22 protein-coding genes are annotated in these 24,692 nt (G+C 50.6%); 5 read left to right on the top strand and 17 right to left on the bottom strand.

Going from position 1 to position 24,692, the window contains the following annotated elements:
• Positions 1 to 29: 29 nt before the first annotated feature.
• Both galT and FN001_RS00665 read right to left on the bottom strand, forming a co-directional pair.
• Positions 30 to 1,526, bottom strand: a complete 1,497-nt coding sequence (galT, locus tag FN001_RS00660; protein ID WP_142410498.1) for a UDP-glucose--hexose-1-phosphate uridylyltransferase — start codon at positions 1,524 to 1,526, stop codon at positions 30 to 32.
• Positions 1,527 to 1,777: 251 nt separating this feature from the next.
• Complete coding sequence (locus FN001_RS00665) at positions 1,778 to 2,296, bottom strand: Gx transporter family protein (RefSeq protein ID WP_118296977.1); 519 nt, start codon at positions 2,294 to 2,296, stop codon at positions 1,778 to 1,780.
• Between the two features lie 139 nt (positions 2,297 to 2,435).
• Between FN001_RS00665 and FN001_RS00670 the strand changes: the two genes are divergently transcribed.
• Together FN001_RS00670 and FN001_RS00675 are read left to right on the top strand one after the other, a co-directional pair.
• A complete protein-coding gene (locus FN001_RS00670) occupies positions 2,436 to 3,464 on the top strand; it encodes an FAD:protein FMN transferase (protein ID WP_118296978.1) in 1,029 nt (342 codons plus the stop codon).
• A gap of 72 nt (positions 3,465 to 3,536) precedes the next feature.
• A complete protein-coding gene (locus FN001_RS00675) occupies positions 3,537 to 3,911 on the top strand; it encodes a NusG domain II-containing protein (RefSeq protein WP_243121907.1) in 375 nt (124 codons plus the stop codon).
• Positions 3,912 to 4,059: 148 nt separating this feature from the next.
• Here FN001_RS00675 and FN001_RS00680 read toward each other — a convergent pair whose 3' ends face one another.
• Together FN001_RS00680 and FN001_RS00685 are read right to left on the bottom strand one after the other, a co-directional pair.
• Positions 4,060 to 4,662: a hydrolase gene (locus tag FN001_RS00680; protein WP_142410499.1), complete on the bottom strand. Its 603-nt coding sequence runs from the start codon at positions 4,660 to 4,662 to the stop codon at positions 4,060 to 4,062.
• Positions 4,663 to 4,851: 189 nt separating this feature from the next.
• A complete protein-coding gene (locus tag FN001_RS00685; protein ID WP_243121908.1) occupies positions 4,852 to 6,240 on the bottom strand; it encodes a D-alanyl-D-alanine carboxypeptidase family protein in 1,389 nt (462 codons plus the stop codon).
• Between the two features lie 225 nt (positions 6,241 to 6,465).
• Between FN001_RS00685 and FN001_RS00690 the strand changes: the two genes are divergently transcribed.
• Entirely contained in the window at positions 6,466 to 7,389 is a 924-nt protein-coding gene (locus FN001_RS00690; RefSeq protein WP_142410500.1) for an RluA family pseudouridine synthase, read from the top strand.
• A 57-nt stretch (positions 7,390 to 7,446) separates the two neighbouring features.
• On the opposite strand, the gene FN001_RS00695 is transcribed toward FN001_RS00690, so the two are convergent.
• From FN001_RS00695 to FN001_RS00710, 4 genes are all read right to left on the bottom strand, one after another.
• Positions 7,447 to 9,012 (bottom strand): RsmB/NOP family class I SAM-dependent RNA methyltransferase, encoded by a 1,566-nt coding sequence (locus tag FN001_RS00695; protein ID WP_142410501.1) that lies wholly within the window; start codon positions 9,010 to 9,012, stop codon positions 7,447 to 7,449.
• A 165-nt stretch (positions 9,013 to 9,177) separates the two neighbouring features.
• Positions 9,178 to 9,576 carry a DUF6465 family protein gene (locus tag FN001_RS00700; RefSeq protein ID WP_243121909.1) on the bottom strand — a complete coding sequence of 133 codons (399 nt, stop codon included), beginning with the start codon at positions 9,574 to 9,576 and terminating at the stop codon, positions 9,178 to 9,180.
• Between the two features lie 370 nt (positions 9,577 to 9,946).
• Positions 9,947 to 11,608: a DUF5722 domain-containing protein gene (locus FN001_RS00705; RefSeq protein ID WP_142410502.1), complete on the bottom strand. Its 1,662-nt coding sequence runs from the start codon at positions 11,606 to 11,608 to the stop codon at positions 9,947 to 9,949.
• A 180-nt stretch (positions 11,609 to 11,788) separates the two neighbouring features.
• A complete protein-coding gene (locus FN001_RS00710; protein ID WP_185911798.1) occupies positions 11,789 to 12,406 on the bottom strand; it encodes a CPBP family intramembrane glutamic endopeptidase in 618 nt (205 codons plus the stop codon).
• Between the two features lie 165 nt (positions 12,407 to 12,571).
• On the opposite strand from FN001_RS00710, the gene FN001_RS00715 reads away from it, so the two are divergent.
• Positions 12,572 to 13,441: a polysaccharide deacetylase family protein gene (locus FN001_RS00715; RefSeq protein WP_243121910.1), complete on the top strand. Its 870-nt coding sequence runs from the start codon at positions 12,572 to 12,574 to the stop codon at positions 13,439 to 13,441.
• A 107-nt stretch (positions 13,442 to 13,548) separates the two neighbouring features.
• Here FN001_RS00715 and FN001_RS00720 read toward each other — a convergent pair whose 3' ends face one another.
• From FN001_RS00720 to FN001_RS00750, 8 genes are all read right to left on the bottom strand, one after another.
• On the bottom strand, positions 13,549 to 14,256 hold the full coding sequence (locus FN001_RS00720) for a response regulator transcription factor (RefSeq protein WP_015554126.1): 708 nt from the start codon (positions 14,254 to 14,256) through the stop codon (positions 13,549 to 13,551).
• Positions 14,246 to 15,316, bottom strand: coding sequence for a sensor histidine kinase (locus tag FN001_RS00725; RefSeq protein ID WP_117485548.1), 1,071 nt, complete (start codon positions 15,314 to 15,316; stop codon positions 14,246 to 14,248). The genes FN001_RS00720 and FN001_RS00725 overlap by 11 nt, the downstream gene beginning before the upstream one ends.
• Before the next feature lie 207 nt (positions 15,317 to 15,523).
• Positions 15,524 to 15,670, bottom strand: a complete 147-nt coding sequence (locus FN001_RS17905) for a hypothetical protein (RefSeq protein ID WP_015554124.1) — start codon at positions 15,668 to 15,670, stop codon at positions 15,524 to 15,526.
• 439 nt (positions 15,671 to 16,109) lie between these two features.
• Positions 16,110 to 17,852 carry a SulP family inorganic anion transporter gene (locus FN001_RS00730; RefSeq protein ID WP_142410504.1) on the bottom strand — a complete coding sequence of 581 codons (1,743 nt, stop codon included), beginning with the start codon at positions 17,850 to 17,852 and terminating at the stop codon, positions 16,110 to 16,112.
• A gap of 325 nt (positions 17,853 to 18,177) precedes the next feature.
• Complete coding sequence (locus FN001_RS00735; RefSeq protein ID WP_142410505.1) at positions 18,178 to 19,635, bottom strand: cation:dicarboxylate symporter family transporter; 1,458 nt, start codon at positions 19,633 to 19,635, stop codon at positions 18,178 to 18,180.
• A gap of 81 nt (positions 19,636 to 19,716) precedes the next feature.
• A complete protein-coding gene (gene tsaA, locus FN001_RS00740) occupies positions 19,717 to 20,448 on the bottom strand; it encodes a tRNA (N6-threonylcarbamoyladenosine(37)-N6)-methyltransferase TrmO (RefSeq protein ID WP_118514621.1) in 732 nt (243 codons plus the stop codon).
• 80 nt (positions 20,449 to 20,528) lie between these two features.
• Positions 20,529 to 21,437 carry a patatin-like phospholipase family protein gene (locus FN001_RS00745; RefSeq protein ID WP_279230947.1) on the bottom strand — a complete coding sequence of 303 codons (909 nt, stop codon included), beginning with the start codon at positions 21,435 to 21,437 and terminating at the stop codon, positions 20,529 to 20,531.
• Between the two features lie 117 nt (positions 21,438 to 21,554).
• Positions 21,555 to 23,078, bottom strand: a complete 1,524-nt coding sequence (locus FN001_RS00750; protein ID WP_118296991.1) for a 4Fe-4S dicluster domain-containing protein — start codon at positions 23,076 to 23,078, stop codon at positions 21,555 to 21,557.
• Between the two features lie 368 nt (positions 23,079 to 23,446).
• Here FN001_RS00750 and FN001_RS00755 point away from each other — a divergent pair, with 368 nt between their 5' ends.
• Positions 23,447 to 23,953, top strand: coding sequence for a flavin reductase family protein (locus FN001_RS00755; protein ID WP_118321209.1), 507 nt, complete (start codon positions 23,447 to 23,449; stop codon positions 23,951 to 23,953).
• A gap of 248 nt (positions 23,954 to 24,201) precedes the next feature.
• On the opposite strand, the gene FN001_RS00760 is transcribed toward FN001_RS00755, so the two are convergent.
• Positions 24,202 to 24,657: an aminotransferase class V-fold PLP-dependent enzyme gene (locus tag FN001_RS00760; RefSeq protein WP_142410506.1), complete on the bottom strand. Its 456-nt coding sequence runs from the start codon at positions 24,655 to 24,657 to the stop codon at positions 24,202 to 24,204.
• Positions 24,658 to 24,692: the final 35 nt, after the last annotated feature.

The following is a 24,692-nucleotide window of genomic DNA, read 5'->3' on the forward strand; positions in this document are numbered from 1 at the left end:
CCCATTCTGCATATGCGTCCGCAGGATCTTCAGTTCAGGGACGCGATAAATCTTCCGAATGCCTCCCGGCCTGCCTCTGTGCGTTTATAGACACCGGCATCCTCCAGAACATTCGCAAATACATGACCGACCTCATCCTGCAGGATCTCCATCACATTGTCTTTTGTGATCTTCTCATATTTCGGAAGGAATTCCTCCACCCAGTCCGCGTGTTTCGCGATCGACTCTTCGCTGCGGATGTCTTTTCCTTCTACAATATAATCTGCGAGCAGGGCAAGCTCTTCTTTCAGTCTTGACGGAAGGACCGCAAGACCCATGACTTCGATCAGTCCGATGTTCTCTTTTTTAATGTGATGCAGCTTCGGGTTCGGATGGAACAGGCCGAGCGGGCGGTCCTCGGTGGTGCGGTTATTTCTGAGCACCAGGTCCAGCTCAAACTTCCCATCGCGGAATCTCGCGATCGGGGTGATCGTGTTGTGCGGTTCTCCGTTTGTATCCGCATAAATATCCGCATCCGCATCTGTGTATCCGCGCCATGCAGTCAGGATCTTGTCTGCAAGATCGATCAGCCGCTCTTTCTTTTCCCCACGGATCCGGATCACGGACATCGGCCATTTTACGATCCCGGCTTCCACATCCTCGAATCCATTGACTGTAAAACTCTTTTCCACCGGCGCCTTCGCCATTGCAAAGGTATATCTTCCGCCCTGGAAATGGTCGTGGGTCAGGATGGAACCGCCAACGATCGGGAGATCCGCATTGGATCCCAGGAAATAGTGCGGGAACATCGTGACGAAATCAAATAATTTCTTAAATGTGTTCCGGTCAATCTTCATCGGCGTATGTTTTCCGTTGAAGACGATGCAGTGCTCATTATAATAGACATACGGAGAATACTGGAATCCCCAGTTCTCCCCGTTTAAAGTCAGCGGGATGATCCTGTGGTTGTTTCTCGCCGGATGATTGACGCGGCCCGCATAGCCGACGTTCTCCATGCAGAGCAGGCATTTCGGATATCCGCTCTGTTTCATGTTCTTTGCAGCTGCGATCGCTTTCGGATCTTTCTCCGGTTTGGAGAGGTTTACCGTGATATCGAGATCCCCATACTCTGTCTTTGTGATCCACTTCAGATCTTTACAGACGCGGTAACGGCGGATATAGTTGGAATCCTGGCTCAGTTTATAGAAATAACCGGTCGCATCCTCCGGGGACTTTTCATATTCACTGTGGAACTTTTTTACGACCTCACTCGGGCGCGGCATCAGGCAGTTCATGAGCCGCGTATCAAAGAGATCCCGGTACACAACGCTGTTGTTTTCAAGGATCCCGTGTTCTGCCGCGTAATCGGTCAGCTCATTTAAGGTATCTTCCAGGCTGATCGTCCCCACGATCTCGCCAGGCTCTTCATATTCATCCATGCCGAGAACTTCCAGGATCTGGTTTCTGGCGTAGATCTCGTCTTCTTTTTCGATCAGGCCTGTTTCTTTTCCATACTGTACCAGTTTTTTTACTGACATTTCAATCATGATGTATCCCCTCCGATTTTGCGGTTATATGTTAGCTTGCATGATAGTTGATTGGCTGGTTTTTGTGCGCTCTTCTTGTTTTTCCGATGGAAAAACAAGAAGCATAGGGCGGTCGCCCTATGCCAGATTATTCCGCATCATTCTCTCAGACAAGTAAACTTGCCTGAGAGAATGCTCCGAAACAATCGGGCGCACCTGCAACCTGTTACCATTCATTATAGTAAAAATATCCCCTCAATACAATCGGTATTTTATTTTTTTATACCGCGCATTGCGTGCATCAGGCGTTCTGTAATGATCCCGCCGACAACTCCGATCAGGGTTCCTGCGATGCAGCCGGCGGCGAGGAGGAACGGGAGATAGTAAAATACGCCTGCTGTCTGGACAATGACAGCTGCGAATGTGATCTGACCGATGTTGTGGGCGATGCCGCCGAGGACGCTGATACCGATCTGGGAGAGTTTTCCCGTTTTCTTTAAGATTGCCATCACAAACAGGCTGAGAAAGCTTCCTGACAGCCCGTAGATCATACTGTATGGATTTCCAAAAGATAAACCCACAAGAACGATGCGGATCAGGGTCACCGCGATCGTTCCGGGGATCCCGATCAGGTAAAGTCCCACCACCGTCACAAGGTTCGCGAGTCCAAGCTTTACGCCCGGGACCGGGATCGGAATTGGGATCAGCGTCTCAACAAAGCTGAGCACCATGGCGAGTGCTATGAGAAGTCCGTACAATGCGATATTTATCGCCTTTTTTTCTCGATACATAGGATCGATCCCTCGTCTTTCTTGACTTTCAAAAGTCTGTTTGTTAGAATAAAAAATCAGATATTATGAGGATCCGGCGTAACGGCTCCTCATTGATCGGAAAGTTACGATCATCCATCAAATTACAGGAAGTACAAATATGAACAAAAAAACAATCTTCAGCATCTGTGCCGCCGGTCTCATCCTCGTTTCCGGCATGGCACTGAGTGGATGCCAAAATAGTGACGGTCCGGGTCTTCTCACTCCTGAGACTCCTTTGAGCCGTTCCGATTTTCTGCTCAACACCTTCGTCACCATCACCCTCTACGATTCTGACGACTCCTCTATCTTAGACGATTCGATGGCACTTTGTAAAGAGTATGAAAACATTTTCAGCAAGACGTTAGAGACCAGTGAACTCTATCAGATCAACCACCGGACTACGGACACCGTCACGGTTTCCGACGATATGGCGGCGCTCTTATCGAAAGGTCTGGAATACTGCGAAAAGTCCGGCGGCGCTTTCGACATTACGATCGAACCGCTGAGCTCCCTCTGGAACTTCACGAGCGGCGAGGCTGTGATCCCGGATGCGGCGGACATTGAAGCGGACATTCCGAAAGTGGATTATCACAACCTGGTCCTCTCCGGAAACACCCTGACGTTCCTTTCCCCTGACACCACGATCGATCTCGGATCTATCGCGAAGGGATATATCGCCGACCGGATCAAGGATCAGCTTCTGGATGCCGGTGTGAAGAGCGCAATCATTAATCTCGGCGGAAACGTTCTCTGCGTCGGAGAAAAGCCGGACGGGAGCAAGTTCCACATCGGACTTCAGAAACCGTTTGCGGACCGCGATGAGACTTTTGAGGTGCTGGGCATCGATGATCTCTCCGTTGTCACTTCCGGCGTCTATGAACGCCATTTTGAGGTTGACGGAAAAAATTACCATCATATTTTAAATCCGGCAACGGGGTATCCTTACGATAACGGGCTGATCTCAGTGACGATCCTTTCCGAAGAATCTGTGGACGGTGATGGCCTCTCCACCACCTGTTTTTCTCTCGGACTTGAAAAAGGACTGGAGCTTGCAAATTCCCTCGACGGGATCTATGCATGCTTTATCGATGAGGATTATCACGTTTATTATTCGGACGGGATGGAAGACTTTATCATTAAACAATGATCCCCGGCTCAGCGCATCCGGGATCCGCAGGCACTGCAGCCTCATTGGTTATTGAGTTTTCAGGAGATTTTTATGACAAAAAATAAAGACATGAAACACACACTTTTTAAGAAACAGGACCTGATCCTGATCGCCGTGGTCCTTGCGGCTGCCGCTCTTCTGTTTCTCGGGACAAAGCTGATGCATAAGAGCCCGGCAGAAGTCGTCGAGATCTCTGTCGACGGAAACGTCGTCGAGACACTCGATCTCGCAAAAGATCAGGAACTCACGATCGATGGTGCATCCGGCGGCACAAACCATCTGATCATCAAAGACGGGGAAGTCTGGGTCTCCGAAGCGACCTGCCCCGATAAGATCTGCGTTCACCAGGGGAAGATCCATATGGACGGCGAGATCATCGTGTGCCTGCCGAATAAAATGACCGCACAGATCAAGAGCGTGAAATGACAGGACCGGGAGGAAAACCCGACCGGACGATAGAAAAATTTTCCCACCAGCTTAAAAACCTGAGGAGCCCAAAAAGCTTCTCAGGTTTTCACTTGTTATTTCTCTGTTAAGTTTCCTGTCCGTACTCCATCTCACAGGCTTTCCGCTTTTATTCCGCCAGTCCCATCTCTTTCATCTCTTCCGCAACAGAGTCCTCGCAGGATCTCATGGCGAGGATCGTCATCTCCATCAGCTTCGGCAGTTCCCAGCCGAGATTCTCCGCGCCTTTTATGATGACATCTCTGGAGCATCCGGCCGCAAACTTCTTATCCTTAAATTTTTTCTTTAAGCTGGATACTTCCATATCCTTCGTGCTCTTTGAAGGGCGCATCTTTGCCGCCGCCCAGATCAGACCGGTCAGCTCGTCTGCCGCAAAGAGGACTTTCTCCATCTCATGCTCCGGCTTTGCGTTGATCCACTCGTGGATGCCGTATCCGTGGCTGCAGACTGCATGGATCACCTCATCTTCCGCTCCGCCTTCTTTTAACAGGCGCGGGGCAATCAGACAGTGTTCTTCCGGGTATTCCTCAAAATCAATATCATGAAGGATTCCGCAGATCTCCCAGAATCCGGCTTCATCCCCATATCCAAGCTCATTCGCGTACCATTTTAAAACTCCCCCGACGGTAAGTCCGTGGAGAATGTGGAACGGTTCTTTGTTGTGTTTTCTGAGGAGCTCGATGGCATCCTCTCTCGTCAGTTTTGTCTGCATTTTGTGCCTCCGTACTTGCGTATTTTTCGTAACGTTACTATTTTCCACTGAAAACTCAGTCTTTCCCAACAGTATAGCAGGATTTTCCTGTAATTCCAAGTACGATCATAGGATTTTCCGGATTTTTCTGCTAGTATTTCCCCATTCTGCAGGCAGATAGTTTCTGAACTGTAATTCCGGATGATGCCGTTATAACTGCCAGAATTTTTTCATCACGATCCTTTCCGCATATCCGAAATCCCACACCTCCACATTTTCTGTCGTCAGGACCGGATCACTGGCGACGATCACATCACCGATCATATAATCTCTCTGCCCCACAGGCGTTCCTTCCCGCACCGGTGCCTGAATGGTCCCTGCGATCTTTGTCCTGACCCGGACATCCTCATCTTTCCCTAGAAGGATGCGGATCGATGTCTCATCTCCGTTCTCAGCCCTCACTTTCACCTCCGGCTCCACACCATCTTTTACCGCGATCACCGGCTCTCCGTCCAGCCCCGTCTTTTCGATCACCCGGTACTCAAAATTCGTTTCCCCGTACTGCACGAGTTTTCTCACATCCTGCCATTTGTAAGTCTTATGAGGAGGCCATCCACAGCCCAAGAGTGCCATGATAAAGAACTTTTCCCCTTTTTTCACCGCGCCCACATAGCAGTACCCGGCTTTCCCGGTAAATCCCGTCTTTCCGCTGACTGCGCCTTTCATAGACGTCAGGAGCGCGTTATGGTTCACGCAGGAGAACGTTCTCATCCCCGAAAGATCTGAGAACGCATGGGACGGCGCCCTTGTGATGGCGAGGAACTCATTCTTGGCCGGTGAGAACAGGATGCAGTATCTGAGGATCCTCGCCAGGTCTTCCGCTGTTGTGGAATGTATTTTTCCGCTCTCCGGATCCTCCGCATCCAGTCCGTTCGGCGTCACAAAACAGGTATCTCCGCAGCCGAGTTCCACAGCCTTCCGGTTCATCATATCCGCAAACTTCTCCACACTTCCCGCAACTGCCTCGGCGATAGCCACGGCAGAATCATTATGAGATTCCAGCATCAGCGAATACAGGAGATCTTCCATCCGGTATTTCTCTCCCTTTTTTATGTGAAGCTTTACCTCCGGCATCGATGCAGCCCGGTCTGAGACAAGGACCTCCGTCTCCGGCCCCGCATTTTCCAGCGCAAGAATGCAGGTCATGATCTTTGTGGTGCTGGCCATCGGAAGGTCTTCTGTCTCATTTTTTCCATACAGAACACGCCCGGTATCGGCATCCATCAGAACTGCGGAGCGGGAATTCAGGTTCAGAGGCTCCGGCTCCACAGCTGACTGGACTGCGGCCGGATCCTCTCTTTTATCTTCCTGCTCCGCCTGTATCCTGGTCTCCGCTTTGGATCCATACAGCGAAATTTTCTCCCGGTTTACTCCGGAATACGGGACGTTTCCCGATACCGAGACAACGAGAAGCAATAGAATTCCCATGTACAGCTGCAGCAGTCCGTATTTTTTACCGCTCTCCCCCACTTTTTCCGCCCGTCCGGTTCCTGCACAGGCCCGCAGGATCTGCTTTCCACACTCTCTATTTTTCCACATTTTTTAAGAACTTCCGCCGGATCTTTGTAACAGCATATGCGGATGGATCCTGAGACTTGCCGGACAATTTCTCCTATGCTACAATAGGAATCGACGTGCGCAGGCAGCCTTTTCATACACAAAGCAGGATTTTCCAATGCTGTATTCCGACTTTGTCAGGGTATCGCGCCTGACGGCTCCGCGCTTTCACGATAACAGGCAAAAATATTCCAAAAAGGATTTTTCATGAATACAACTTTAACCTATACGATCACCGGATCCTCCGGAGGACGTTCCATCGCGGCGTTTCTCCTGGATTCCGGATATTCTTCCCGCCTGGTCGTCCATCTCCGGAACACCGACGGCAGCTTTCTTTTAAACGGAAAAACCGTCTTTTCCAACACGATCCTTCAGCCAGGCGACCTTTTAACGGTCCACGTCACAGAGAAAAAGAGTTCCGATCAGATTCTTCCGGTCCCCATGGACCTCTCGGTTGTCTTTGAGGATGAACATGTCCTCGTGATCGACAAATCTGCCGGAATGCCGGTCCATCCATCCCAGGGACATTATGAGAACACCCTGGCGAACGGGATTGCCTGGTACTACAGAAATGAAACGACGCCCTTTGTGTTTCGCGCTGTGAACCGGCTCGATCGGGATACCTCCGGGCTTGTGCTCCTGGCAAAAAATCCATACAGCTCCTGCATCCTCTCCGATGCCGTGAAAGACCACACGATCCACAGGGAGTACGCGGCCATCGTCTCCGGTAAGACCGACGAGTCCGGCACCATCGACCTCCCGATCGCAAGAAAAGACGGCTCCACCATCGAGCGGATCTGTGACCCGGAGCACGGAGAGACGGCTGTGACACACTACCGGACACTTGCGTATAACAAAGACGCGGATCTCTCGTTCATCCGTCTCCTTTTAGAGACCGGAAGAACGCACCAGATCCGCGTCCATATGAAAGCTATCGGTCACCCACTTCCGGGAGATTTTCTCTATCACCCGGATTATCGTTTTATCGACCGCCAGCCGCTTCATTCCACATTTTTGAGTTTTTCCCATCCGGTGACAGGTGAGGCCGTAAATCTTTCCGCGCCGCTCCCTGAGGATATGCAAAGACTTTTTCCTGATATTAAAAATCCACCGGAGCCGGTCTTTTTCTGAACCGCTCCGGTGGGTCGCTCAGATCTGCTCTGTCAGCTGAACATGCATCTGCAAAACTCAGCCGCCCTGGATCCGCAGTCCCTTCGGATAATGGTTTTTCAGCATTCCGCCGGCTGCCTTCGCAAATCCCAGCGACATGCCTCCGGTCGTCACGAGCACCCAGCCTTTCGCAGGAATCTCTTTATCTTCAAAATCTTCCGCTCGCAGCGTCTCCCCGCGGAGATACCGCAGTGCGAGATCTTCTGTCCCCACTTCCACTGCCTGTTTTACATTCTCTCTTTTCAGGAAGAGCGCCAGTGCGTGGGACGGCTCAAACCTGTCTTTTTTCGAAGTTCCAAGATGCAGACCCGGTCTTAAAACTTTTAAGCCTTTCAGATCCGGCATCTGTTCCGGTACAAGATACAGATTTTCCCCAAACAGAAGAAATCTTTTTCCGGACTCCAGACTCTCTGAATCTTTCAGATTTTCCTTTTCAAACATACGGAATGCGGAAACTGCCTCCGAAAGCGCAGCATCCTCTCTTCCGCGCCCGTTCTTTTGTCCGTCCCGTCTGCTGTCTTTCTTTCCGCTCTTTTTGCGTTTTCCGGAAACGACGATCTCATCCGCGACTGTCTCTGCGCATTCTGCACCTGCTTTCTCACACAGACTTCCGATCTCTTCCGGGACAGAATCCCAGCCGTTTTCCCCTTTCACGAGCAATGCCAGAAAATGACCTTCCCCGTCTGCCAGATGCGGCCAGATCCGCACTGTTTTTTCCAGTTCCGGATTTCCGTCTGCCCATTCCGGATGACCCGCAGAGAAATATTCTGCGATCGCCGGCCGGATCACCGAAAATTCCGGATGGCGCGAGAGAAATCTCGCTACACTCTGTTCATTCTCCTCAGGAGAAAAGGTACAGGTGGAATAAGCAATCCGTCCGCCGTCCTTTAACATCTTCGCAGCACAGTCCAGGATCCCGTCCTGAAGACCGGCGCACTGTTTTACATGGTCCGGACTCCACTCGTTTCTGGCATTCTCATCCTTTCGGAACATTCCCTCTCCGGAACACGGCGCATCCACCACGATCCCGTCAAAGAATTCCGGGAACGCCGGGGCAAGCTGAAATGGGTCCATATTTGTCACGACCGCATTTCCCACTCCGAGCCGCTCGATATTCTGGGACAGGATCTTCGCGCGGGCCGGATGGATCTCATTGCAGACTAGAAGGCCTTTCCCGCCCATTTTTCCTGCGAGGTGGGTTGATTTTCCCCCGGGAGCCGCGCAGAGATCCAGGATCCGCTCTCCGGGTCCCGGTGCAAGTGCCTCCGCGACAGACATGGCACTCGGTTCCTGGATATAATAGGCACCGGCCTCATGGAACGGATGGCGTCCCGGGCGCATCTCTGCCTCATAATAGAATCCTTCTTTCGCCCAGGGAACCTTCGGAAGTCCCTGAAGGTAAACTCCCAGCGGGCTTTCCGGATCCAGGATTTCCCCATTTTCCAGCTTAAGCGGATTTACCCGCAGGCCAAACTTTCGCTCGGCGTCATAACTCTTAAAAAATGTCTCCGCATCACTGCCCAGCAGCTTCTCCATCTTCTCCACAAACTCGCCCGGCAGTTCTCTCTTCGTCTCTTTTTCCATAATCTCCTGATTTCAAAAGCGCCCGCCGGAATCCCGACGGACGCTCTGTTCTGATCTCTGTTCTTTTACAAACGGTATCCATTCCGCATCAGCACGTTCGTCTCCCGTTCCCATTCTCCTGCCCGCCGGACACAAAAATGAGTACGATTGAAAAGACTCAGCTGATTACAGTTCGATCTTGTAATCATCCGCGCCGACACCGTTTACTACATAGTAAGCAGCGCTCTCTTCCGGCTTAACATAGATCTCGATGGTCTTGATATCGCCGACTTTATTGCCTTTCTTTGTGTAGGCTTTCTTAACAGCCGCGATGAGATCTTTCTCTGCAACTTCCTTGCCGGCGAACTGTACAACTACGGATGTCTTGATGTCCTTTGCTGTTGTTCTCTTTGCCGGAGTCTTCTTTGCAGTCTCCTTCTTCGGCTCCTCTGCCTTTGGAGCCTCAGCCTTTGCTTCTGCCTTAACTGCCTTTGTCTCTGCTGCCTCTACTTCTACAGTGTTATTGCTAACCGGTGCTGCAGCCATTTTCTTTGCTGCGGCTGCGATTGGGTTCTTCTTTGCCATAATGATATCCTCCTGAAAAATGTTGACACACAAAACTGTTTCCTGCCATTTCCTGAGTTGTCGTGCTAAGTAATTGTCATAGCGCATTATAAGCCCTCGTCAGGATTTTGTCAATAAAATCCCGTAAAACTGGCATTTGTAAGCAAAATAGAATCCTGCTTGGCAGGATTCTCCGCCTGCGGCGGGTCGCGTTAGCGACATCATTCCATTCCGCCGCAGTGCGATCCCCCCGGAGGGATTTTTTGCTCTATAGGAATCATAACTTTCGTACTTTAATGTAACATGGTCTTTCCTATAGAGCAAAAGATCCGGCAGAACACATATCTGAAAGTGCCCTGCCGGATCAAAATACCAGCTTTATTCTTTTGAATTATTCCTGCAGCTTAAATCCCGGGATCACATCGCTCCACTTGTTGATTCCGATGATCTTCTTCGCGAATTCCGTATACTTCAGCGATTTATTTGTATCAATATACTTAAATACATTGTAAATATTCTTCGGCATAACAGCGATCACCCGGTCCGGACTTGACATATCCACAGTCCAGAGACCGAATGAGCAGGACTGCTCTACTTCGATCACCGCATCGACCTGACGGTTTAGGATAAACGCGTCGATATACGGGTTATTATCTACAAGATAATATGCATACGCGAAAGCGGCTGCCTGGATATCATAGACGTCTCCCCGGGTCGCGCTCTTTGAGGTAAAGCCCTCCTCAGAGAGAATGATATGGCGGACATTTCCGCCTGCATCGCGCATGATGTCCTTCTGGAAGTAATCCGTCAGGACGTTGAGGTTTTTAAAGTTTACCACTGGCGAATCTTCTGTATTGTTGACAGCGCCTGTCTGATCATCATCCCAGAACTCCGGCTCTGTCATCGGATGCGGATACGGATGGTAGGCAAGTCCCCACTCGATATTTCCCTCGTCACGGATATCGGCGTTGAAGCGGTCAATAAAATCCTTTGCGCCGTACATCAGGTTGGAGTTCGCCCGCTTCCACTCATAGTCTGTGGAGAAGAAGACTCTCGCGTTCCGGCTCTGGCTCTTGATTGCCGTGTAGGCCACACGGAATACCTTTGAATAGAGCTTTGTATAGGAATCGATATCCATCGGACCGGTGTAGTTCCAGTTTAAGTTGTTGTTGATCTCATTTCCGACGATCCAGTTGCTGACACGGCCGTAGTCATCGTGGGCACCGGAATAGCGCTCTGCCATAAAGGAGAGCAGCGCACGGGTCGTCTCATATCCCTGCTCCGTGGAGACATTAAAACCGTAGTAGAAAGCTTCCTTTCTCTTCGCAAGCCCAGCTTCGTGAAGCTCCGGGTAGCTGTCGTTCCAGCCATTTAAAAGGATCGCCGTCACAACGATTCCTTTTGCGGAGAACGCACTGATCATCTTATCATAATCCTTGATGAGATCACCGTTGAAGTTGTAGGTCTTTCCGTTGTATTTGTACTTTAAATTGCCGCCCACAAGCTGGTGATACGGGATATTGACCGTCGTGTGCTTTACACCCAGGTTCAGCGCGTCGCCGAGCATATCAAGCTGGATCAGAAGTCCTTTTTTGCTCATCGGCTCCGGGTAATCCTCGCGGAACTTTGCAACGTCGCCCGGATTCGTCACATAGATCGCATTGCTGATCGGTGTGTAGGTGCTGCCGGTCTTTAACGCAACCACAAATCTGGAATAGAGCATCGTATCTGTGGAATCACCGCTGTATTTTAAGGTGAATTTTAACTTGTCGGATTTGTTGCTCCATGCGATGTAGTCCGTTCTGGAGCCTATCTCAGACTCATATGGGTGAAGCTCAAACAGATAGTAATATCCATCATCCGGAGTTTCCCCCTCATTTAAAGCGCCGGTCGTAGCTGTTCCTGTGACGGAAATGCTGTTTCCGTTCTCTACCGAACAAGCCTTCAGCCATGCACTGTCATAAGCAAAGCTCGTGAAGCATCCCACTGCCGCGGTCATCAGAAGTCCCATAAGAAACGCCGCACCACTGCGGAATAATGTTCTTTTTTTCATGTCGTTTTCCCGCCTTTCTTTTTTGCCTAGACTATTTTATCATCTGGGTTTTGGTGATTCAATTACGATTCCCTTACGATTTTACGGCAATCTGCCGCCTTTTTCGCCATCTTTGCGGCATCAGGACCGCCGGAACCGACCGATTTTGATACAAAATATAAGCACACTCTTTCCGTCATGCTAAAAAAACTCCAGAACAAGTGCCGCCAGATTCGCCGCGAAATGGAACACCACCGGTGCCTTCACCGTATTCGTTTTTTCCATAAGATATGCCAGGATCAGCCCCATAAAGAAGCTGTAGATTCCCTGCACAAGGTCCCAGTGGAACACACCGAAAAACGCCGCGGTCATAAATGCTGCCGCCGGGGCGGATACAAGCTCCTTGCATCTTCCATAGAGAACGCCGCGGAAAAAATATTCCTCAAGGATCGGGGATGCCGCCAGAAGCACCACAGCCTCCAGCCACAGATTTCCTGTGAACAGGCTCTCATCTGCCAGGGCCGCGCCAGAGATCTGAAGCGCTCTCACCACAAGGCCGAACGCCAGAGATATTCCCGCGCCACTGAAAAATGCCGCAGCCGCGATTTTTCCGTTCCAGTGTTCTTTTCCCCTGAACACCGAATCCTCTCTATAAAGATGTACCAGCATCGGAACCGCGATGACTGAGCGGAACAAGGTATCCCATAAGATCACGTCGTCCCCGAAAATCGTTGTCTGCGCAAGCGGAAGTTCAATGATACATGCTACCGCCAGACAGAACAGTATTGGAAAAAGAATCCTCCGGATCCTGATCTTCAATTTTTTCTCTCCTTTCATACTGCCGAACCGGCAGCTTTACGCGCACCAACACATCTTACCACATTTTGCGATGGAATACAAATATCTGGGGTGGAATATATTATAAAAAGCAGTTCCATGAGACATCTGCACGTCTCTGGAACCACATGAAAAGGATATCATTTCATGAAATTTCCATTTTTCTGTCTTTTAAAAAAATTTCCGCGCGATCATGACCAGATTTTCGCAGGAAGCCGTCCAGCCGCACTTCTCCTGGCTCTCATCCTACTCCCCCTCTCCTATGTCCTCGGCGCTTTCGCCGCCACCGTCATTCCGTCAGTCCCGGCATCTGCGGACGGAAACTGGGGACTCTCATTCCAGCAGGATGGAAAACCGCCTGTCGCTAACGCCACGGCAGATGAATTAAAGCAGTACAACACCTGGTACGCCGATCTTTCCGGCGAGAAAGTCATCTACCTGACCTTCGACGCCGGATATGAGAACGGCAATACCCCCATGATCCTGGACGCCCTGAAAAAGCATCAGGTTCCCGCCGCGTTTTTCGTCGTCGGAAACTACCTGGAGACCAGCCCGGACCTCGTAAAACGCATGGTCTCCGAGGGGCATATTGTCGCAAACCATACATACCACCACCCGGACATGTCGAAGATCAGCGATCCGGAAAGCTTCGCGAAAGAGCTCTCAAGCCTCGAAACAAGCTACACAGAGATCACAGGAGAGACCATGCGGAGATACTACCGGCCGCCCCAGGGAAAATACAGCAAAGCGAATCTTCAGATGGCAAAAGCTCTCGGCTATCAGACCTTCTTCTGGAGTCTCGCCTATGTGGACTGGTATCAGGATCAGCAGCCCACAAAGGAGGAAGCATTCAAAAAGCTTCTCGGGCGCATCCATCCGGGTGCCATCGTGCTTCTGCACAGTACTTCCTCCACAAACGCGGCGATCCTCGATGAGTTGCTGACGAAGTGGGAGGAGATGGGCTACCGGTTCGGGACATTGGATGAACTTGTCCGGAAGACTGCCGCCACACAATAATTCGAACATATAATACAAAAACACCTGCTGCCCTCTAAATTCATAGAGAACACAGCAGGTGTTTTACCATATCTTATTCCATTTCCGCTGCGACGCGGCATCCTGTCCTAATCCGGCTCCACGATCCGGTATCCGACGCCAACCTCTGTAAAAATATACTGCGGCTCCGCCGGATTCTTCTCGATCTTTCTCCGGATATTCGCCATATTCACGCGAAGGATCCGGTTATCGTTCTTCATGTTCGGTCCCCAGATCTCTTTAATAATATAGTCGTAAGTCATGACTTTCCCGGCATACTTTCCAAGAAGACTCACAATTTTATACTCGTTCTGGGTCAGCCCCGCGTCCACACCGTCGATAAACACGCGGTGCTTGTCATAATCGATGGTCAATCCGCCGGATTTAAAAACTCCCGTCTGTCCGCCCGGCTGATTCGGGATCCCAGACCTTGTGTGACGGATCGCGGTGCGGATCCTTGCGAGAAGCTCGGATGTTCCAAAAGGCTTCGTGATGTAATCGTCAGCTCCGAGATCCAGCGCCTCCACCTTATCCCTCTCATGGGTTCTCGCCGACACAACGATCACCGGCATCGCGGACCATTCCCGCACGCCCTGTAAGATCTTCATGCCGTCCATGTCCGGCAGACCGAGGTCTAAGATCACCACGTCCGGACACTGGGAGGTCACCATGCTGTATGCCTCCGCTCCCGTCTGCGCGACGATCACATCGTAATTGTTCGCTTCCAGCACTGTCTTGATGAAATTGCTGATCCTCTTGTCGTCTTCCACGACCAGCACTCTGTCTTTAATCTCCATATTCCGTGTCCACTCCTTTCGGCAGCCAGAACATCACTCTGGCACCGCCTTCTTTTCTGTTTTCTGCTTTCATGATTCCGTCGTGGGCTCTTACGATGGTCATGCAAACCGAAAGTCCGATTCCCATATTTCGCTTAGAATCGCTCTCTTTTCCGTCCTCCGACTGGAAACTTCCGTCGAACATTCTCGGAAGAGCGGACTCCTTGATTCCGGCACCGTCATCCTCAACAGAGAATTTCACCTGGTCCCCGTCCTCCGTCACGATCAACCAGATCTTTGTCATACCGTCCGCGTGGAGCACGCAATTTTCCAAGAGATTTACGATCACCTGCTCGATCAGGATCGCGTCCATAGGCACAAACAGAACATCCTCCGGCACTTTCGGGACTACCTCGATATCCGGGAATCTTTTTCTGAATTTCGTGATCGCTCCGCTGATCACGTCCTCCACCAATTCATCTTCCTTATTGATTCTGGCGGTTCCATCCCCGATCCTCGTGATGGAAAGAAGGTTTTCCACCATCCGGACGAGCCACTGACCCTCGGATTTCATGTCCTCAAGGAGTTCCAGGATATTTTCCTTCGATAGCGCGTCATAGTTGTCGATGATCCCGGACGCGGAGCCGACGATCGACGTCAACGGTGTGCGGATATCATGGGAGACCGCCCGCAGAAGGTTCGCACGCATCTTTTCCCGCTCAACCTCCAGCCGCATCTGCTCCTGTTTCTTGATCTGGGTCGTCAGGGCGCTGACGCTGCAGGCCACAGCCAGCATGGCAACGAAGGTCAGCGGGTATCCTGTGATCGCAAAGTTCAGTTTGAAATACGGGAACGTAAATACATAGTTCACGCCAAACACAGCGATGATCGATGCGACGATTCCATAAACATATCCATCCGTAAAGCGGGACACAAACAGCACCGCCAAAACGAACAACAGCGGGACGTGCGTGTCTGATTCTGAGATCCGCTGGACAAGAAAACAAAATGCCGTCGCAATTCCCAGGATCCCGAACGCGATCCCGCTGTTCTTTAACACTGATCTGACTTTTGTGCTCATAGGGGAACCTCCGGTTTTTTTATGATCCATGAAGAACAACTGCTGCCATTCTTATCACTTGTTCTTCTTTTGGATTCATTATAACATAATTTCTGCTAAAATCGTGTTAAGATTGCAGATAATTTTCCGAAAAGTCACCCTCCTTGATGATATTTGTTCAGATTTCACTGCCGGTTTTTCAAGCAGCCAGTCAACCATCCTTTTATTTTAACGATATAAAGAATATCCGTACTTCACTTTTCTATAAATCTTCTGAGCGATCATGACCGGAATATAACCCGTGATCACGATGGTCGGAATACCGCCTACAATTGCAACAAGGATGATGAAAAGGATCGAAAATAAATTAGCCATGATATAGACCTCCCAAACTCTTCTTTTATATCCACCCCGCTTTTGTTTCCTGCAAAGAATCTTTGCCAAATTTCTTTTTCGGGATGTTTTTAATCTGACAGGATGAAATTTCTCTCCTGTTTTTAAGTCGAAACCATATATATCACAGAATTTTTATCCCCGCTACCTTTTTACCTGCTTTTTAGCCGCCGCTTAATCGCTTATTTTTTCTCCTTAACACGAATTTTGCAAATAACATGTACAATATATTTCGTCAGGATTTTTGTAACTTTTGTATGTATTTTTCACGTTTTGCGTCATCTTAACAGACTTTTTCAAAAATATAATTTAATTTTTGCAGTCTGGGCTTCCCTACATATGCCAAAAAGAGCTGCTGACCCAAATATAGTCACACAGCTCTTTTCAGCTTTGCACAGAAAAACCTTCCTCCGCGCCTTATTTACTTCTCAAGCATCTTGTCCGCATGGTCAAGGGCTTCCTCAATATTCCTGCAGAAGTTTTCTCTTCCAACAAGATCAACGAATCCGGCTTTCTCCATCGCGCGCATCGGCTGCTCGTTGACATGGGACAGGATCAGAGTCACGCCGTTCTTTTTGCAGCGCTCATAGAGAGCTGTCATGGAGTTCATCGCCGTGCTGTCCGCCGCCGGTACTGCACGCATACGAAGGATCAGGCATCTTGTGCCTTCCCCCACTGTGATCTGATTGATGCGGTCAGCCGCGCCGAAGAATAACGGTCCTGTGAGCTCATAGACTGCAAGCTCCATCGGGATCTGGCGTAAATCTGCCGGGTTGATCTCCTCTGCCGCCGCCTTCAGCTGCGCTTCCTCTACAGAAGGAATCGCATTTGCCTTTTTCGCGCCTTTGGCAGCTTCCTCTTCCTCGCGCTTCTGCTCTTCAAGTTCCTCCACATGGAGCCAGCTTCTGACACCCATCTCGTCGCTCATACGCTTCATGAACAGCAGACAGGAAAGCACCATGCCCACCTCGATGGCTACGACAAGGTCGAAGACTACTGTTAAGAAGAATGTGATCACAAGAACTGCGATATCGCTCTTTGGTGCCGTCTTTGCGAGTCTTGCGAATGTTCTCCACTGGCACATGTTGTAGGCAACCATAAACAGGATCGCCGCGATGGTCGGCATCGGGATCCAGCTTGCGTACGGCATCAGGATCACGAGAATCAGAAGAAGGACGCCCGCATGGACCATACCTGCCACCGGAGTACGTCCGCCGTTTTTGATGTTTGCCGCTGTACGTGCGATGGCACCGGTTGCCGGGATACCGCCAAATAAAGCAGAAACAATATTTCCTGCACCCTGGGCAACAAGCTCTGTGTTGGAGCGGTGCTTTCCGCCGATCATGCCGTCTGCAACGACGCAGGAAAGCAGGGACTCGATGGCTGCCAGGATTGCGATCGTGAATGCGTCGGATAAAGATCCCTGGATCACGTCATAGCTGAACGCCGGCATATGGAAGACCGGAAGTGCATTGCTGACGCTGTAGAGATCTCCGATCGTGTTGACCTGTAACGGAAGGAATTTTACCATCACGATACCTGCGATGACTGCCACTAAGGATCCCGGGATCTTCTCTGTGATCATCGGCATCACGATGAGGATCGCAAGGCAGACAAGACCAACGATCACCGCATGGATATTCATCGTACCGAAACCGGCTGCAAACGCTTTTAACTTCTGCATCGTCTCGATGGTCTCCATGCCTGCCGGGTATGTGACACCAAAGAAATCCTTTAACTGTCCGATCACGATGGTCACCGCGATACCGGAGGTAAATCCGGTGGTGATCGTAAACGGGATAAACTTGATTAAGGAACCAAGCTGGCAGAATCCCATGATGACAAGGATGATACCTGCCAGGATCGTAGCGACTGCCAGACCTTCCACGCCGCTTCTCGCAACGATACCTGCTACGATCGTGGCGAAGGCCGCTGTCGGTCCTGCGATCTGTACCTGGCTGCCGCCTAAGAATGAGATCACAAAGCCTGCCGCGATGGCCGTGTAGATTCCCTGCTCCGGACCCACGCCGGATGCCAGTGCCAGCGCGATGGATAACGGAAGGGCGATGATCGCCACGATGATACCCGCTACGACATCAGACATCAGCTGGGCACCGGAATACTTCTTCAATGTTGTGAACAACATTGGACGTATTTTTTCCATACTCAAACTCTCCTTTTTTCTTTTCGTGTTCTAAATATAGTAGGATCTTTTTTGTTTTCTAAAGAATTTACCTGAAATTTCTTTTAAAACAAAACATAACCGCCAGCCGTAAAAAGACCGACAATTACCTATTATACAGAAAAATAAGGAGCTGTCCAGTTTTTTCAGGATTTTAGCGGAAATAGATATATTTTTAACAGGATGCGCAGTATGATGACTGATCTTATGCGATCAGGAACCGGGCAACCGCAGTTTCTTGCAGGTAAATGGAGGCAGAAAAATCCCCGTACATACCTGTCTGCCAGGCACATGCGGGGATCTATGATTACTCTGCGTTTTCTTTTTTAGTTTTAGCATTGATACCGGATTGTTCCGCACTTCGTGCTCCCACAATCCTTTCGCTCATGTCGTTATACGCATCCATATTCAGATTTCCCATCAGCTTATCCACCACAAGGGCATTCGTCAGGGAACCTGTGACGTTGATCATGGTTCTTGCCATATCGATGATCGGGTCGATCGCTAAGATCGGGCTTACCATACCGAACTGGGCGCCCATGCCGACGCCGGAAAGTCCGACGGAAGCTGCCATCGTGGCTGTTCCCGGGATACCGGCGATTCCAAGAGAACCGATCGTAACGACAAAGATCGTCATCACGATCATCGTGATATCGATCGGAGTTCCTGTCACGTTGCAGACATATATGATCAGGAGTGACGGGAAGATACCCGCGCAGCCCTGCATTCCTGCGGTTGTACCGAATCCTGCTACAAAGCTTGCGGTACCCTGGTCAACACCAAGCTTCTTTGTCAGTGTCTCGATCGTCATCGGAAGACATCCGACGCTGGAGCGGGAGGTGAATGCCATCAGCATGGTCGCAAAGGATTTCTTTATGTATACGACCGGATTCAGACCGTTGATCACAAGGAAGAGGATCTGAATGATAAACTGAACGACAGCCGCCACATAAAGCGCGATGATGAATTTTCCGACTTCCAGGATGGAGGACAGACCTCTCTGCGCGATCGTGTTCGCGAGGAGCGCCATCACAGCCCACGGCATGTAGTCGAGGATCAGGAGCGCCATATTGATCATCGCCTTGTGAGCCGCGTTGATCAGGTCGTATAACGGCTTCGCCTCTTCTTTGCTCTCATAGTTGATCCACCAGATCGCAAGACCCAGGAAACCTGAGAAAATAACGAGACCGATGATGTTGCTGTCGACCATCGCCTGCACGATGTTTCCCGGGATCAGGTTTTTGATGGTCGTAGCGACCGGGGTAATATCCTTAGCAGTCGCGGTTCCATCTTCCACGATCGCTGCGCCTTTTCCGACGCCGAACAGCGTTCCGATCACGATACCGGTCACAGATGCGATCGCAACCATCCCCATTGTGACTAAAAGTGTCTTTTTTACGAGCTTCGCCATGCTGCTACCCTGCTGCATGTTGATGATCACCTGCATGATGGAGATCATGACGAGCGGGACAACGATCATCTTGATCAGGTTGATGTAGCCGCTTCCGAACATTGCAAACCAGGTTGTCGTCTCTGCGACGAAAGCAACTTCCATCGGTTTATCCGGGAATCCGGCCACAAACTGGATCGCCAGACCGAGGACAAGTCCAAGTCCGGTACCAATCATGACTACGGCAGCAAAATCCATGTGTTTTTTATGGTAAAGCACATGGATCAGATAAAACAGAGCAGCGAGAACAGCAAGGAACGCGATCGTCCGAACGTCGCTGATCATCAGAAACTGCTCTAAAAATACGTTTTCCATCTTCTTTTAACTCCTGGTGTTTTCTAACTTCCTTGTTTTTGGTTTTTGTCCAACTGCACAAATACGGCAGTCCGGATTTTTTTACTGCGAAGAGTGAATTTTCTCCACCTGCTTCACATAGAGCGTCTCTCCCGAAACCGTGAATTTTACCTCATACCCGGCAAATTCCATCCCGTAGACCCGTGCCGGATCTTCCTGGTAGGACGGACGCGGATCCTGGGAAAGGACGGTGCGGAGCGGGGCGCGTTTCTCCTCCGGAAGGAGTGTTAAGAACTCCTCCGGGATCCGGACATCGAGCCCGTATTCCTTCGTCTGGTCCGTAAACCCGCCCTTCGCCTCCGGATGGCTGTCCGCGAAGGGAATATACGGCTTGATATCAAAGACCGGCGTCCCATCCATCATATCCGCCCCTGTCACCACAAGGACCGGCATTCCGTTCTCCCCGGTCTCCACCGCCTTTAAGCGGACCACGGAGAGCCCCAGTGAATTCGGGCGAAACGAAGATCTCGTCGCAAACACGCCGACTCTCGTGTTTCCGCCGAGCCGGGGCGGGCGGACGGTCGGAGACCACTTCTTCGGATCCCTCACATTTTCGGAGAACTCCCAGATCAGCCAGAGATGGGAGAATTCTTCGATCCCGCGGACCGCGTCCGGATTGGAAAACTCCGGTTCAAATACGATCCGGGACTCCAGCTCTCCTGTGAGGCCGCTCTGCCTGGGGATCCCGAACTTTGTCGGAAAATCCGTGTGGATCCTGGCAACCGGGCGGATCCTGTGATCCGTATTTCCCGATCCCGATTCTTTCACTGACATAGGCGCTCTCCTTCCTTCTTTTCACTGACTGTTTCCTGTTCCCGGTCTTGTTTTTCACCGGTCACACTCTGAGGTCCTTCTTATCCGCGAATATCGAGCCATTCTTTCAACGCAGCCATCTGTTTCTTTGCGTCTAGAACTCCGACCTGATACGTCTTTTCGATCTCCTCTGCACTTCTCGAAGTCCTGCTGATCGTGAGCGGTACACTCGGCCGGATCACAAAGATCTTTCCTTCTTTTTCCAGCTTCTCGATCCTGCGGATGCTGCGGTTGTACTCCACCGAGCGGTTCTTTAACACCTCGGCAAATTTCGGGTACTTCCGGTACACAAGATCCGCCATCCAGGCATTCTCCGGCTTTTTCCGGTACTCCAGATCACGGGTCAGAACGACAACATCCTTTGTAAAACCGAGTTTTATGAATGCCTCGACCGGAACGCTGTCGGTACAGCCGCCGTCGAGAAGCTTTCTGCCGCCCAGCTCCACAAACTTTGAGACATACGGGAGCGACGCTGACGCGCGGATATAATCGATATCCTTCTTCATGTCATGAAGCTTCGCGTAGACAGGTATTCCCTTCTCCACATCGCTGCAGACCACATAGAAATCCGTTTTCTCCTTATTGCGGTCGAACGCCTCATAATCATAAGGATCCAGGACCTCCGGAAGTTCATGGTAACAGAAATCCGTGTCCACAAAGTTTCCGGTCCGTATCATGTTCTCAGCGCTCATAAAGCGTTTGTCCGCACAGTATTTTTTATAATACCGGATACTTCTCCCCCGCTGCCCGGACAGGAAACTGCATCCATGGACTGCGCCTGCCGAGACACCGATCACGCCGTCAAATTCAAGCCCCTCATCCAGAAAGACATCGAGCACCCCCGCGGTATAGATCCCGCGCATGCCGCCGCCTTCGAGAACAAGACCTGTCTTATTCTTTGCTCTATCTTCACTTTCATTGTTCAAAAGCTCTTTTCTCTCCTGCTCCAATGTTTTTTCCTCCTTTCTATCATAAAAGGGCGTCGGATTCCTATTTTACAACGAATGCGGCTCCCCGTCAATGAAGCCGCATTCTGCAAGTCCATATGAGTTTTATCATCGTTACTTTTAATCGACCAGTTTATCCAGTTCGCTCACATACTCGGTCTTGTCGCTCGTCACATGTCCGGCTTTTCCCGCATAGAGGTTTACCGCAACCTGAGATTTTTTGACCGGCTGCATCGTTCCGGCACCTGCAACGCAGCCTCCCGGGCATGCCATTCCTTCCAGAAGATAGCCGTTGTACTTTCCGGCTTTGGCGAGCTGAAGGAGTTTCTTGCACTCCTTTAAGCCTTCCGCGTTCGCAACCTTGATCTCCTTCTCCGGATACATCTGTGCGATCACATCCACCACGGATTTCGCGACACCGCCGGCAACCGCAAAGTTTCGTCCATCCTTCGATGCAGCATTGACTCCGCCTTCATCCTCCTCGATATTTTCGATGTCGACATGGCGCGCATCAAAGATTCCCGCCATCTCCTCGAAGGTCAGGACAAAATCCACATCGCTGCGCACGGAAGTCCGCATCGCCTCCAGCTTTTTCGCCGCGCACGGTCCGATAAAGACAACTTTCCCTTTCTCATGTTTCTTCTTAATGAGTCTCGCTGTCAGCGTCATCGGTGTCAATGCCATCGAGATGCAGTTCGAGAAGTCCGGGAACAGCTTTTTCGCCATCACCGACCATGCAGGACAGCAGGAGGTCGCCATAAACGGAAGCTGTTCCGGAACTTCTTTCACGAAGTCCTCCGCCTCCTGGACTGCACATAAATCCGCGCCGATGGCAACCTCAAAGACATCCGCAAATCCGAGCGCTTTCATGGCCGCACGGAGTTTTCCGGGTGTGACCTTCGGTCCGAACTGACCGACAAACGCCGGTGCCACAGCCGCATAAACGCGTTCGCCCGTCTGGATTGCGCGGATGACCTGGAAGATCTGGGATTTGTCTGCGATCGCACCGAACGGGCAGTTCACAAGGCACTGTCCGCAGGACACGCACTTATTATAGTCGATATCTGCCTTTCCGTTCATGTCGGAGTGGATCGCATCCATCCCGCACGCCGCCGCACACGGACGTTCCTGGATGATGATCGCATGGTACGCACAGACATTGGCACACTGTCCGCACCGGATACACTTATCCGGATCGATCTTCGATCTTCCGTTCGTCCGGTCAAGCGTCACGGCATCTTTCGGGCAGACCTCCACGCACGGATGTGCCAGGCAGCCCTGACAGCCGTCTGTCACGTAAACACGCTTTTCCGGACATGCGTTGCACGCAAATTTGATCACGTTGATGAGCGGAGGCGTGTAGTAAGTCTCCGGTTTGTCCGCCTCCTCGATCCCTGTTGAGACAGGCGCCGGATCCGCTGCCCCGCGGTACGGAAGTCCCATCGCAAGCCGCAGTCTCTCGCTCACGATCGCCCGCTCAAGAAACACATCATTTCTGAAATTTCCAACTTCTCCCGGAATGATCTTATAAGGAAGTTCCTCGATTCGTTTGTCCACCGGCCATTCCGTATGGTACGCCATTCTTGCTACTTCCCGGAAGATCCGGTGACGGATCTCCTGGATCCTTGTCTCTACACCTCTCATAAATGTTTCCTCCAAACATTTTCGTTGATACGTCCTTCCATCTCCTGTCTCCCACATTCGCAGGATCAGCGATCCGGACAGATCTTTCTTGTTAAAAATATAACACCAGCATTCTTTTTCTTCAAGACCAAGTTTCCGATTATCTGCCTTTTTGTTAAGATTCATGCAGGATCTTAACGTTTTATCTGCCGGTATTCCGCTGTTTTTTCGTGGGATGGAATTTCCCGGGCTGAGAATTCCATTTGCATTTTCGTCCTATGCCTTTTATAATAGGAACAGCAAAAGATCCGGCACCTGTGCCTGGATCTCTTTACAGAAATTTCCGTGCAGACAAGTTTCTGCCCCCACCAATGAAAGGAGTTTTTCCCATGGCATTCAAAGAAGTTGATATCAAGAGTCTCACCTTTAATCCCTTTACAAAGATCGGTTCCGAGTGGATGCTGATCACTGCCGGCGATCAGTCCGGATACAACACCATGACCGCAAGCTGGGGTGGTCTCGGCGTTCTCTGGGGCAAAAATGTTGCCACCTGCTATATCCGCCCGCAGCGCTACACAAAGAAATTCGTCGACGCGAACGATACCTTTACCCTGTCCTTCTACGGGCCGGAGCACAAACAGGCACTCTCCATCTGCGGTTCCAAATCCGGCCGTGACTGCGATAAGGTCAAAGAAGCCGGTCTGACCCCGTACTTTGTTGACGGTACAGCAGCTTTCGAGGAAGCAGACATGGTCTTCGTCTGCAAAAAGCTCTACGAGGATGAGATCCGCCCGGAGAACTTCATCGCAAAAGAAAACGATGAAAAATGGTATCCGGAGAAAGATTACCACACCGTTTATATCGCAGAGATCACAAAAGTTCTTGTGAGAGAATAATTCTGCGTTTCCAGCCGGACGTGTGTGAGACTTGGCGCATAATTCCGGTCAGCACAAGCCGGTAGATTCCGATAATCTATATCAACATAAAAAGACCTGCAGATTTCATGCATTTCTGCAGGTCTTTTTCGTTTTATGCATTTATCATATTTTCTTTGATCATCCGATAAAATCGTAATTCTTACCCGTGAAAAAACTGCCATAACAGCATTCTGCCGACATTCCTTTACTGCTCGCTCATCTTCCTGTCATACGCCTCTTTCAGGCTGCACTTCAGCGTGATTCCCAGATCTTTGAATACCAGATCCAGACCGGGCCAGGATGTTCGCATAGAAGGACGCGACCGGTGTTTTCCGCGAATGCATCGCCTTGTAAGCATCCGCACTGATCGTCACAAAACTTAATCCTGGAGGTGCGGAAACCGCTTTCTGGGATCCTCCGCAGAGAAGATCGATCTGATAATCGTACACCCGCATCTCCTCGCCGAACATGGCCGAGACGGAGTCCACCAGGGTCAGGATCCCGTATTTCTTTAACAGCGGGCAGAGCTTTGAGACATCATTTAACATCCCGCTCGGAGTGTCACAGTGTACCAGCGCCGCATATTTAAAGTCATGATCTTTTTCCAGATATTTTTCCAGTTCCGCCACATCAAACGCGTTGCGGTAGTCGGTGGAGTAAAGAACCGGCTCTCCGCCGTACATGGTCACTTCCCTGCTTGCTCACCGCCATAATTTTT

The organism is Clostridium sp. Marseille-P7770, assembly GCF_902143525.1.
Lineage (GTDB): Bacteria > Bacillota > Clostridia > Lachnospirales > Lachnospiraceae > Pilosibacter.

What these genes read in the sequence shown, in the direction of transcription:
- tsaA (WP_118514621.1), bottom strand. Translation starts at nt 20,448, where the DNA reads ATGTCAGTGAAAGAATCGGGATCGGGAAATACGGATCACAGGATCCGC.
- FN001_RS00720 (WP_015554126.1), bottom strand. Translation starts at nt 14,256, where the DNA reads ATGGAGATTAAAGACAGAGTGCTGGTCGTGGAAGACGACAAGAGGATC.
- FN001_RS00755 (WP_118321209.1), top strand. Translation starts at nt 23,447, where the DNA reads ATGGCATTCAAAGAAGTTGATATCAAGAGTCTCACCTTTAATCCCTTT.
- galT (WP_142410498.1), bottom strand. Translation starts at nt 1,526, where the DNA reads ATGATTGAAATGTCAGTAAAAAAACTGGTACAGTATGGAAAAGAAACA.
- FN001_RS00715 (WP_243121910.1), top strand. Translation starts at nt 12,572, where the DNA reads ATGAAATTTCCATTTTTCTGTCTTTTAAAAAAATTTCCGCGCGATCAT.
- FN001_RS00675 (WP_243121907.1), top strand. Translation starts at nt 3,537, where the DNA reads ATGACAAAAAATAAAGACATGAAACACACACTTTTTAAGAAACAGGAC.
- FN001_RS00760 (WP_142410506.1), bottom strand. Translation starts at nt 24,657, where the DNA reads ATGTACGGCGGAGAGCCGGTTCTTTACTCCACCGACTACCGCAACGCG.
- FN001_RS00680 (WP_142410499.1), bottom strand. Translation starts at nt 4,662, where the DNA reads ATGCAGACAAAACTGACGAGAGAGGATGCCATCGAGCTCCTCAGAAAA.
- FN001_RS00730 (WP_142410504.1), bottom strand. Translation starts at nt 17,852, where the DNA reads ATGGAAAAAATACGTCCAATGTTGTTCACAACATTGAAGAAGTATTCC.
- FN001_RS17905 (WP_015554124.1), bottom strand. Translation starts at nt 15,670, where the DNA reads ATGGCTAATTTATTTTCGATCCTTTTCATCATCCTTGTTGCAATTGTA.
- FN001_RS00665 (WP_118296977.1), bottom strand. Translation starts at nt 2,296, where the DNA reads ATGTATCGAGAAAAAAAGGCGATAAATATCGCATTGTACGGACTTCTC.
- FN001_RS00700 (WP_243121909.1), bottom strand. Translation starts at nt 9,576, where the DNA reads ATGGCAAAGAAGAACCCAATCGCAGCCGCAGCAAAGAAAATGGCTGCA.
- FN001_RS00670 (WP_118296978.1), top strand. Translation starts at nt 2,436, where the DNA reads ATGAACAAAAAAACAATCTTCAGCATCTGTGCCGCCGGTCTCATCCTC.
- FN001_RS00685 (WP_243121908.1), bottom strand. Translation starts at nt 6,240, where the DNA reads ATGTGGAAAAATAGAGAGTGTGGAAAGCAGATCCTGCGGGCCTGTGCA.
- FN001_RS00725 (WP_117485548.1), bottom strand. Translation starts at nt 15,316, where the DNA reads ATGAGCACAAAAGTCAGATCAGTGTTAAAGAACAGCGGGATCGCGTTC.
- FN001_RS00750 (WP_118296991.1), bottom strand. Translation starts at nt 23,078, where the DNA reads ATGAGAGGTGTAGAGACAAGGATCCAGGAGATCCGTCACCGGATCTTC.
- FN001_RS00735 (WP_142410505.1), bottom strand. Translation starts at nt 19,635, where the DNA reads ATGGAAAACGTATTTTTAGAGCAGTTTCTGATGATCAGCGACGTTCGG.
- FN001_RS00705 (WP_142410502.1), bottom strand. Translation starts at nt 11,608, where the DNA reads ATGAAAAAAAGAACATTATTCCGCAGTGGTGCGGCGTTTCTTATGGGA.
- FN001_RS00690 (WP_142410500.1), top strand. Translation starts at nt 6,466, where the DNA reads ATGAATACAACTTTAACCTATACGATCACCGGATCCTCCGGAGGACGT.
- FN001_RS00695 (WP_142410501.1), bottom strand. Translation starts at nt 9,012, where the DNA reads ATGGAAAAAGAGACGAAGAGAGAACTGCCGGGCGAGTTTGTGGAGAAG.